The organism is Collinsella aerofaciens (genome assembly GCF_015560135.1).
Taxonomy (GTDB): domain Bacteria; phylum Actinomycetota; class Coriobacteriia; order Coriobacteriales; family Coriobacteriaceae; genus Collinsella; species Collinsella aerofaciens_AN.
The window spans coordinates 1-10,096 of sequence record NZ_JADMRH010000033.1 but is presented as its reverse complement, the minus strand read 5'-3'; the positions used below and the strand labels follow the sequence as shown (position 1 = coordinate 10,096).

11 protein-coding genes are annotated in these 10,096 nt (G+C 57.9%); 3 read left to right on the top strand and 8 right to left on the bottom strand.

The genetic code is table 11. From position 1 onward, the window contains the following. Positions 1-178: 178 nt before the first annotated feature. A complete protein-coding gene (locus I2H19_RS09475) occupies positions 179-559 on the top strand; it encodes a Fur family transcriptional regulator (RefSeq protein WP_192934621.1) in 381 nt (126 codons plus the stop codon). A 15-nt stretch (positions 560-574) separates the two neighbouring features. Here I2H19_RS09475 and I2H19_RS09470 read toward each other — a convergent pair whose 3' ends face one another. The 3 genes from I2H19_RS09470 to I2H19_RS09460 all read right to left on the bottom strand — a co-directional run bounded on the left by I2H19_RS09470 (position 575) and on the right by I2H19_RS09460 (position 2,466). Then, positions 575-1,372: an HAD-IIB family hydrolase gene (locus tag I2H19_RS09470; RefSeq protein ID WP_195622509.1), complete on the bottom strand. Its 798-nt coding sequence runs from the start codon at positions 1,370-1,372 to the stop codon at positions 575-577. A gap of 83 nt (positions 1,373-1,455) precedes the next feature. After that, complete coding sequence (locus I2H19_RS09465) at positions 1,456-2,034, bottom strand: urease accessory protein UreE (RefSeq protein WP_195622508.1); 579 nt, start codon at positions 2,032-2,034, stop codon at positions 1,456-1,458. Between the two features lie 3 nt (positions 2,035-2,037). After that, positions 2,038-2,466, bottom strand: coding sequence for an FKBP-type peptidyl-prolyl cis-trans isomerase (locus I2H19_RS09460; protein WP_195622507.1), 429 nt, complete (start codon positions 2,464-2,466; stop codon positions 2,038-2,040). A gap of 120 nt (positions 2,467-2,586) precedes the next feature. Between I2H19_RS09460 and I2H19_RS09455 the strand changes: the two genes are divergently transcribed. Both I2H19_RS09455 and I2H19_RS09450 read left to right on the top strand, forming a co-directional pair. Beyond that, entirely contained in the window at positions 2,587-3,600 is a 1,014-nt protein-coding gene (locus I2H19_RS09455) for a dipeptidase (protein ID WP_117766076.1), read from the top strand. A 74-nt stretch (positions 3,601-3,674) separates the two neighbouring features. Continuing rightward, on the top strand, positions 3,675-4,451 hold the full coding sequence (locus I2H19_RS09450; protein WP_195622506.1) for a M48 family metallopeptidase: 777 nt from the start codon (positions 3,675-3,677) through the stop codon (positions 4,449-4,451). Positions 4,452-4,457: 6 nt separating this feature from the next. Here the strand turns inward: I2H19_RS09450 and folB are convergent, their stop codons facing one another. From folB to nrdD, 5 genes are all read right to left on the bottom strand, one after another. After that, entirely contained in the window at positions 4,458-4,943 is a 486-nt protein-coding gene (gene folB / locus I2H19_RS09445; RefSeq protein ID WP_195622505.1) for a dihydroneopterin aldolase, read from the bottom strand. A gap of 43 nt (positions 4,944-4,986) precedes the next feature. Further along, on the bottom strand, positions 4,987-5,568 hold the full coding sequence (locus I2H19_RS09440) for an HD domain-containing protein (RefSeq protein WP_171021502.1): 582 nt from the start codon (positions 5,566-5,568) through the stop codon (positions 4,987-4,989). A 1-nt stretch (position 5,569) separates the two neighbouring features. Next, positions 5,570-6,127, bottom strand: coding sequence for a GTP cyclohydrolase I FolE (gene folE / locus I2H19_RS09435; RefSeq protein WP_022094399.1), 558 nt, complete (start codon positions 6,125-6,127; stop codon positions 5,570-5,572). Positions 6,128-6,193: 66 nt separating this feature from the next. After that, positions 6,194-6,775, bottom strand: coding sequence for an anaerobic ribonucleoside-triphosphate reductase activating protein (gene nrdG / locus I2H19_RS09430; RefSeq protein WP_195622504.1), 582 nt, complete (start codon positions 6,773-6,775; stop codon positions 6,194-6,196). 430 nt (positions 6,776-7,205) lie between these two features. Further along, the gene (nrdD, locus tag I2H19_RS09425) at positions 7,206-9,428 is read right to left on the bottom strand and encodes an anaerobic ribonucleoside-triphosphate reductase (RefSeq protein WP_195622503.1); all 2,223 of its coding nucleotides are present in this window, start codon (positions 9,426-9,428) and stop codon (positions 7,206-7,208) included. Positions 9,429-10,096: the final 668 nt, after the last annotated feature.

Genomic DNA, 10,096 nt, shown 5'->3' with positions numbered 1-10,096 from the left:
GGGTATCGGGTTCCCACATTCATCCGTACATGTGCGGATGAATGTGGGAGGTGTTCGGATGAAGTCGATAATCAAGGCCCACTTACCAATGAAGACGGTTTCATGCCTCGTTATTAGTATTGTGTGCTAAATACGGTATCATTTACCTACGGCCGTTGATAGAAAAGAGGCGAGGCGCATGGCGGTGCAAAGAAGGAATACCAAGCAGCGAAAGCTGGTTCTTGACGCCGTGCGCCAAAGCTATAACCATCCCACCGCCGACGAAATCTACAACGCCGTGCGCGAACAGGATGACAAGATCAGCCGCGGCACGGTCTACCGCAACCTCAATCTCTTGGCCGACGCCGGCGAGATTCTCTCCATCAAGACGCCGGGCGGCAGCCGCTTCGATCGCACGATCGAGCCGCATGCGCATATCATCTGCACCTCATGCAGCCGCGTCATCGACGTACCGCTCCCCTTCGATGCCCAGCTCGACGCCAAAGCGTCCGAGCAAATCGGCTGGCACGTCACGTCGCACTACACCATCTTCGAGGGTCTCTGCCCCGACTGCCGGTAGATGTTTGGGACATGCCTACTCGGCGAGCAGGCGACGCAGCTCTTCTTCGACCGTGCGCACGTAACGGACGCGGTCGTTGATGCCGCGCATGGTGGGGTTGCAGTTCTCCATCAGATAGGGATGGCCCACGACGTTGAGCATGTCGCGATCGTTTTCGTTATCGCCAAACGCCATCATCTCGTCGGGCGAAATTCCCAGGGCACGACCGTAATCGGCAAGCGCGGAACCCTTACCCGAATCAAAGCCGATAAAGTCCGTCCATTCGGTTCCCGACGTCATCACATCAACCCGATCGCTAAAGCGACGCACAAAATACTCCAGCGCCGCCGGCTGCTCTGTCTCAGGCGTTTGAAACGCAATCTTAATGACATCCTCGTCAATGTCCTCGGGACGGTCGACCACCGCCACATCGCAGTGGACCTCATAGCGCAAATGGTCGACGAACGCATCGTTGCCGCTTATGGTGTAAAGGTGCCCCTCACACGAAAGGGTCACGTCGGCATGGGGATACGCAACCACGGCATTCGCGATATCCATAGCAAGGCTACGCTCCATGGAGCGCTTGACAACGGCACGCCCCTCGCTCATCACCAGAGCTCCGTTTTCGCATACATAGGCGAGCTCATCGGCCACCGGGGCAAACAGATAGCGCAAGCTCGCATATTGACGGCCGCTCGCCGGCATAAACACGATACCGCGACGATGCAGCTCATCGATGAGCTCAAAGGCCTCGGAACGCGGCTCGCGCTCCCCCGGATGCAGCAACGTACCGTCCAAATCGCATGCAATCAGCTTGATTCCTTCAAGACCCATATGCTTTCCCCCACAGCATCTCATCAACAGAAAGACGGACTTTGAATAGTTGCCTCTCAAAGTCCGTCTTACTTATACGCACGTTAACCGCGCGGCTTCTTTACGATCGTAAAGTCTGGAGCCATACTCACAACGGCATCCGCCGCACTCGACGCAAAGCGCCGGTCCGAATCGAGTTCACGGGTAACCACCGAGAGCCGAACGCCCTCGACGCCCCGGAGCATGCGGCCCAAAACAGGCTGCACCGGCGTATACATGCGCACGGTATGCTCGTCCGAATCGCCTCGGAAAAGTGGCGTATGCATATTGCCGATCTCCCAGCACGCATGCGCGAGCGCAATCGGGTCCATGCGGTCAACTTCGACCAAATAAACCTCGGCGCTGCGCAGACGTACGACAACCACCACGGGCACTATGCCCGAACGGTCGATGACAAGCACATCGCCATCGGCAAGGCGATCGCCATCGGCAGCGCCCAGCCGAATATCGACCGTACGCCCCAGCTCCGTCACGCCCACAAATGTGCGGGCATCGGCCTGGTCCCAATCGAGTAGTAGCTCATCGACCCCAAAGACACCGCCCAGCTCCCGGCGAAGCAAAAGCTCATAGGACGGGTCGTTGAGATTTCCGAGACACGCTGTCGAAACCAGATTCACAGGCATAGCCTAGTCCTCGACCTCAACGAGCTCGATATCAAAGTTGAGGTCCTTGCCGGCCAGCTCGTGGTTGGCGTCGAGCGTCACGGCCTCAGGCGTTACGTCGATGACCACGGCGGAGACGGGCATGCCGCTCGGCGTGGACAGGAAAAGCTTCATGCCCTTCTCGATCTGCTCGATGTTGGGAACCTGTTCGGCCGGGAAGGTAATAACCATCTCGGGGTTGTGCTCGCCGTAGGCATCGGCAGCAGGAATGTGCACGGTCTTCTTCTCGCCCACCTGCATGTCGACAACAGCGGCGTCGAAGCCCTTGATCATCTGACCGGCGCCGCAGGTGAACTCCAGCGGCTCGCCGCGATCGTAGGAGCTATCGAACTGCGTGCCGTCGTCGAGCGTGCCGCGATAATGAGTCTTGACCTTCTTGCCCTGGTTGGACATGGTAACCTCCGTGATAAGGGCGGCGCACAACGTGGGCCGCCATGAACATATGGCGCTAACTATACCCTAGTCATACAATTCAAAGACAGTTTGCAAAGAAACGCTGCAACCGGAGGAACCATGGCATATCCCGTATTTGACCTACACTGCGACACCGCCGACCGCATCGGCTGGGCCACGCTCGATCTCGACCTGCGCTTTACCGCCGGCACCGACGGTTATTTCCCCGGCGACGAAACGCATCCGCAAGATTTCGACCTCATCGAGGGCAACGCCTGCGCCATATCGCTCGCAAAGATCGGCAACACGCCGTGGGCGCAGTGCTTCGCCACGTTTGTCCCCGACGAGATTCCCACCGCCCACGCCGCGCGCTTCCAGGCGCAGATCATGGCGCACATGAGCGGCCAGGCAATGCTCAACCACGACCGCATGGTCAACGTGCGCAGCGCCGCAGACATTCGTCCCGCGCTCAAGGACGGCAAGGTCGCTTGCATCCACACCATCGAAAACGCCACGTTCTTTGCCGAGGACCCCGCACTGATCGAAGTGCTCAAGAGCTTGGGCGTGCTCATGTCATCACTCAGCTGGAACGCGCAGGGGCCGCTCGCGAGCGGACACGATACCCACGCCGGTCTCACCGCCGCCGGCATCGAGGCACTTACGCAGATGGAGCACGCCGGCATGGTGCTTGACGTCTCCCACCTCAACGATGAGTGCTTTGACGAGGTTGTCGCCCACGCCACGCGCCCCTTCGTCGCCAGTCACTCCAACTCCCGTGCGGTTTGCGGCGTCAAGCGCAACCTCACCGACGACCAGTTCCGCACCATTCGCGACATGGGTGGCATCGTCGGTCTCAACTACTGCAGCGAGTTCCTTTCCAACGACGCAACCGACAAGACCGCCGCAGACGTCACCTTCGACCAGCTAGCGGCACATATCGAGCACTGGCTCGACCTGGACGGCGAGGACGTCATCGCGCTCGGCGGCGACTGGGACGGTGCCACTGTGCCCGCTTTCCTCTCCGACGCCAGCAAGATGCCCGAGTTCCAGAACATGCTCTCCAAGCACTTTGGCAAGACCGTGATGCAGAAGCTCTGCAGCGACAACGCGCTTGCCTTCTTTGAGCGTTATTAATTTCACATCCCTTGAGCGGGCCGGCATGCCGAACGGTCGACATGCCGGCCCGTCCCCAATCTGAAGGACCGCTTTTGGCGCAGCAGTTTACGATTTCCGTATCCCGACCGGATGGGACGCCCATCCCCGTCGTCGTTACCAAAAAGCGCGTCAAGAACTTCAACCTACGCGTCACATCGAGCGGCGAGGTCCACGCAAGCGCACCGCTCAGCGCCACTCGCGAGCGTATAGAAGCGTTTGTGAAACGCAACAGCGCCTGGATTATCAGCCGACTTGCCCAGCGCGAGCAACGTCAGGCGACGGCGCGAGAGCCGCTCAGTCACTCGTCCATCATTGCACTTTGGGGCAAGCCCATCACGGTACAAGATGCGCTCGATCACAACTTTGCATCGCCCGCACCGCGACCCAAACAGGCCACCTTCGCAAGTTTTATGGGTACCGATAAATCGGACGAAGGCCCACAGACCAAGCGGCACGCAATCCTCGACGGCCTAACGTCCGATGAGCTCCAAGCCCACATCGACCAGCTCTATACGTCCGAAGTCACATCGGCGCTGCGCGATATGGTGCACGCATACGAAATCGCAATGGGTGTCGCCGTTTCTCGCGTTTCCGTACGCAGCATGAAAACGCGTTGGGGCTCATGCACTCCCAAATCCGGCGCCATTCGCATCGCACGCGAACTTGCCGCCTATCCCATCGAATGCCTCGACATGGTTGTCGCCCACGAGCTCGTCCACTTGCTCGAGCCAAGCCACAATCAGCGGTTTCACGCCCTGCTCGACACGTACTGTCCCAACAATAGAGCTCTGTCGCAGCGGCTCAAGCAGCCGCCCCTCAACAAGCTCTAGCGTCGACTAGCGCACGCGCTCGATCTCGACACCGCAGCTTGCCAGGGGAAGACCGACGGGCGCCCAAGGCTTATCGAGCTTAACGTGCACGCCAAGCAGCAGGGGGTAACGACGCAGCAGCATCTGGGCCACACCCTCGGCTGCCGCCTCGATGAGCTTAAACGTATGCTCGCGCAGATAGCCATCGACATCGTGGCACACCGAGCCGTAGTCAATCGAGGCGTCCAGGTTATCGTGCTCCCCCGCAGCGCGCAGGTCGGCATAGAGCACCAAGGACACGATGAACTTCTGGCCCAGCGCGTTCTCCTCGGGATACACACCATGGTTGGCAAAAACCTCAAGCCCGTCAATGACAATACGGTCGGCATGGCGCAGATCGTCATAGCTCACGTGGGGCACCGCCGTTGCGGTGGATATTTCGCCCCTGCCACGGCGGGCGAGCTCGGCGCCTTCAGTCTTGGTTGCATTCTCGGGCAGCTTTTTGTTACTCATCGCGATCGTCTCCTTCGTTTAGAACCCCGACCGCGCAAACTAACTATACGCGAATCGACAGGTTCTTTTTATCATCGCTCCAGTTGCAAGCATTGCGCGCGGGGCATGCAAAGCAGGCGCGCGACGCTTTGTCGGCTGCATAGAGCAGACGCTCAAGCGGTTGGCTGTTCACGCGCAGCTTTCGATGGCCCAGAATGGCCGTCTTAATGGCTGCGGCATCGGCCGGCTCAAACGCCACATCATCGGGCATGCCGCCGAGAATCGCATCAGCGACGCGTTCGCTTGCAACATCATGGGATATACCCGATTCATACTGTTCATCTTTGCCGATATCGTGAAGAAGTGCCGTGGCGTAGATGACCTCGCGGTCAAATTCGAGCTGCTCCTCGAGATTCTTGATCCACATAATGCGAGCGACATCGAGCAGATGGTCAATACCGTGGCGGCAGAAGATGCGCCCCGATTCCAACTGCGCAATGTTGCCCAGGTGCCGCCGAAACAGCCCGTTGGCACAAATGTAATCAATGCGAGGCATGGCACCAAAGGGGGCCAGGCCCGAAGCCATGAAGCCGCGACGCGACGTCCCCTCATCGGTCTTCGATGTAAAGTCGTTGACGACCCTCATGCTATCGGCCCAGCATCCTAAAGAACCGCTCCTCGAGCGCGGGATCGGTCTCAAAGACGCCGCGGCGAGCGAGCGTCACGGTCTTGGTGCCGGGCTTTTGCACGCCGCGCATGGTCATGCACATATGCTCAGCCTCCATGAGCACAATCGCTCCCTGGGGAGCGAGATAATCCATGAGAGCGTCGGCAACCTGCGCACACAGCTGCTCCTGCAGCTGCAGACGACGGGCATAGACTTCAACCGTGCGAGCGAGCTTAGACAGACCCGCCACGCGACCGTTAGGGATATAGCCGATCGCAGCCTTGCCATAAAACGGCAGCAGATGATGCTCGCACAGCGAGTAAAACGTGATGTCGCGCTCGATAACCAAGTCGTTCGAGGCGACGGCAAAGGTTTTGGACAGGTGCTCTTCGGCACTCTGGTCCATACCGCCGGCGATCTCACCATACATACGGGCAACGCGCGCCGGGGTCTCCAGCAGGCCCTCACGAGTTGGGTCCTCGCCTATGCCCTCAAGCAACAGCTTAATGGCGGCCTCGACTTTTTCCTGATCGACCATCTGGGCCTCACTTTTCCGATTTTGCGTTCGCGCTATGGTACCACGCTCTTCGGCATCGACCACAAGCTACATAGTATGGGTCGAATAGACCGGATCATCACGCCAAAGTTCAACCGCATCACAAAGCATAACGCCCTCGCGCTCAGCACGGTCGCGCGTGGCGTTCATATCGATCACACGCTGGTTACTCGAGCCCCTAAAGCGCAATGAGATATCGTACAGATCCTGAACAAACGGGCCATCCACCAACATATCGAGGCAGGCAAGGATACGGTCCGTGACCTCGGTATGGTGACGACCACCCGGCATAAGCTCCTCGAGCACGTCGCCGGTAAAACACCAAATGGTCTTTCCTGACCCCGCAGGATAAGCGGCACGAACGCGCTCGACAAACTCAACGAGTCCCGCCTGATTCTCGGGCTCCATAGGTTCGCCGCCCAGAATCGTCAGGCCGTCAATAAAGGGATGATCGAGGCTCTCGATAATCTTGTCCTCGACGGTGCGATCAAAGGACTCGCCCGCAGCAAAGTCCCACGCAACAGAGTTAAAGCAATTCTTGCACCCACGACGGCACCCACTCACAAACAGAGAAGTACGAACGCCTTCCCCATCAGCAATGTCGAAATACTTAATGTTCGCGTAGTTCATAGGTAACCTTTCTGGGGGTCTGGAGTATATCATCCCGTCCTCAAACAGCTTCGCTCGCTGCGCTCGCTGCAGAACTGCGGGCGGGACGATATACTCCAGACCCCTCGCGAGCGATACTCAATGAACGTAGCGAACATCGAGTATAGGGTTCGAGGTCTAATAAAAACTTTGTTGCAGCTCAACCGTCATCGCAAGCAAAGCGTTGTTGCAAGTCAACTCATGTCCGCTAAGAACTTCGAGGAGTGAGCAGACCACGAGCTGCATCTCAGTTACGTCAACTTGACTGCCCCGTAGCGAGGCCCCGGACCTTTGCTCGATATGAGTTCCGCACGAACAGGAGGCGCCAGTGGCGCCTCCGTCGTGAGCCAGGACTGTCCGAAATAGCGAGTAAAGGTCCGGGGCCTCGCTACGGGGCGGCCTGGGATGGTTATTAGAGATGCAGCACGCGGTCGCGGATCTCCTCGGTTCGGCCCTGGTTCCAGAACTGGGTACCGATGTAACCGCACGTGCGACGGGCGACGTTCATCTTCTCCTGGTCACGATTGCCGCAATTGGGGCACTCCCACACCAGCTTGCCGTCATCCTCGACAATCTTGATCTCGCCGTCGTAACCGCACACCTGGCAATAATCGCTCTTGGTGTTGAGCTCGGCGTACATGATGTTGTCGTAGATGTACTGCATCACGCGAATGACAGCCTTGAGGTTGTCCTGCATGTTGGGAACCTCGACGTAGGAGATGGCACCGCCCGGCGAAAGCTGCTGGAACATACCCTCGAACTTGAGCTTGTCGAATGCGTCGATCTCCTCGGACACGTGGACGTGGTAGCTGTTGGTGATGTAGCCCTTGTCCGTCACGCCCGGGATAATGCCAAAACGGCGCTGCAGGCACTTGGCGAACTTATACGTCGTCGACTCCAGCGGCGTGCCGTACAGCGAGAAATCGATGTCGCTCGCGGCTTTCCACTCAGCACATTTGTCGTTCATGCGCTGCATGACGGCCATGGCAAAGGGCGTGCCCTCCTTCTCGGTGTGGCTGTGGCCCGTCATGTACTTGACGCACTCATACAGGCCGGCATAACCCAGACTAATGGTGGAGTAACCGCCCACGAGCAGCTTGTCGATCGTCTCGCCCTTCTTCAGGCGGGCGAGGGCACCGTACTGCCAAAGAATCGGTGCGGCATCCGAAAGCGTACCCATCAGACGCTCATGACGGCACAGCAGGGCGCGGTGGCACAGCTCAAGGCGCTCGTCGAAGATCTTCCAGAACTTGTCCATGTCCTGATGCGAGCTCAGTGCGACATCGGGCAGGTTGATGGTCACAACGCCCTGGTTAAAGCGACCGTAGTACTTAGGCTTGGCCGGGTCGTAGTTCAGCGCGTTGGCGACATTGTTAAAGCCGTTGCCCGAACGGTCAGGCGTCAGGAAACTGCGGCAACCCATGCAGGTGTAGCAATCGCCGTTGCCGGCGGTCTCGCCCTTAGACAGCTTGAGCTCACGCATCTTCTTCTCGGAGATGTAATCGGGCACCATACGCTTGGCAGTGCACTTGGCAGCCAGCTGGGTCAGGTAGAAGTACGGGGAATCCTCGTGAACGTTATCGTCCTCGAGTACATAGATAAGTTTGGGGAATGCCGGGGTGATCCATACGCCGGCCTCGTTCTTAACGCCCTCGTAGCGCTGGCGAAGCGTCTCCTCCACGATCATGGCAAGGTCGTGCTTCTCCTGAGGCGTACGGGCCTCGTTAAGATACATAAAGACCGTCACGAACGGCGCCTGGCCATTGGTGGTCATAAGGGTCACGACCTGATACTGAATCGTCTGGACGCCGCGACGGATCTCGTCACGCAGACGGTCCTCAACAACCTCGCGGACCTTTTCGGGAGATGCGGAAACGCCGAGCTCCTCGAGCTCGCGGGCGACCTCGCCGCGAATCTTTTGACGGCTCACCTCGACGAACGGGGCAAGATGGGTCAACGAAATCGACTGGCCACCGTACTGGGAGGAAGCAACCTGAGCGATGATCTGCGTCGCGATGTTGCAGGCAGTCGAGAAGCTGTGCGGCTTCTCGATCAGCGTGCCCGAAATAACAGTGCCGTTCTGGAGCATGTCCTCCAGGTTCACCAGATCGCAGTTGTGCATGTGCTGGGCAAAGTAATCCGAATCATGGAAATGGATCAGGCCCTCATTATGGGCATCCACGATCTCTTGGGGCAGCAGCACACGCTGAGTCAGGTCCTTGGAGATCTCGCCGGCCATGTAGTCACGCTGAACGGAATTGACGGTCGGGTTCTTGTTGGAGTTCTCCTGCTTGACCTCTTCGTTGTTGCACTCAATCAGCGACAGAATCTTGTCGTCGGTCGTGTTCTTCTGGCGCTTCAGGCTCTGAACATAACGATAGATGATGTAATGGCGAGCGACCTCGTAGCAGTCGAGACGCATAATCTCGTCCTCGACCAGATCCTGAATCTCCTCGACCGACACGGTGTGGCCCGCGTTCTCGCATGCCTCGGCGACGTTTTGTGCCGCGTAAACCACCTGGCGGTCGGTAAGACGAGAGCTCTCCTCGACCTCCAAGTTTGCGGCGCGGATGGCATTGACGATCTTATCGATGTCAAAGACAACCTCGGTGCCGCTGCGCTTGATGATCTTCATCCTCTTGCCTCTTTCGCGTCGAAATCGTATTGCGCTTCAGAGCCAAACGATGCCCGGCAGGGCTTGCCCCTGTCTTGCGGCGCCGTCGCGCAATCTGTGTTTTCGAAAACCATAGGCCCTCATGCGGACAATCCTCGCAGCCAATCAAGGGGCTCGAAGATCCATCCAAATGGGGCGAATAAGGTCCTCGTTCTCTGTCCGCCATCTATCATACGACAAAGAGGCATCTATATCCTGTATTCTTTTTTTAGGTCAAACACAACATATAGTGTTTCAGCAGGTCAAAGCAATTGGTCATTTTGCAGACGCATTAATTATGAGGGGTTCTTGGCAAATCGGTAAAACGTTACCAACACGGCTACCTGCACGGCAGTTATAAAACCCCCTTAGTCAAGCCGCTGACAAATCCTACCAAAACCAAGCCGCTCACGCCAAAAGAATCCAAAAGATTGTGCTTGACCAACATGTTGCGGTCACGATCGGCCAGGACGTGCGCAATCTGCCGGCACCCCTACGGGATGCGAAGGCCATCGCATACAGACCTTGGATCAGTATTTGGTGGTTATTTGGCGGCGTACTTGGCGACATAAAATCAAAACCACCCCTAAAAGGGGTGGTTTGCTCTTAGGGTATAACCCTTGGATTTCCGGCACGCGTCTAAAGGCGCC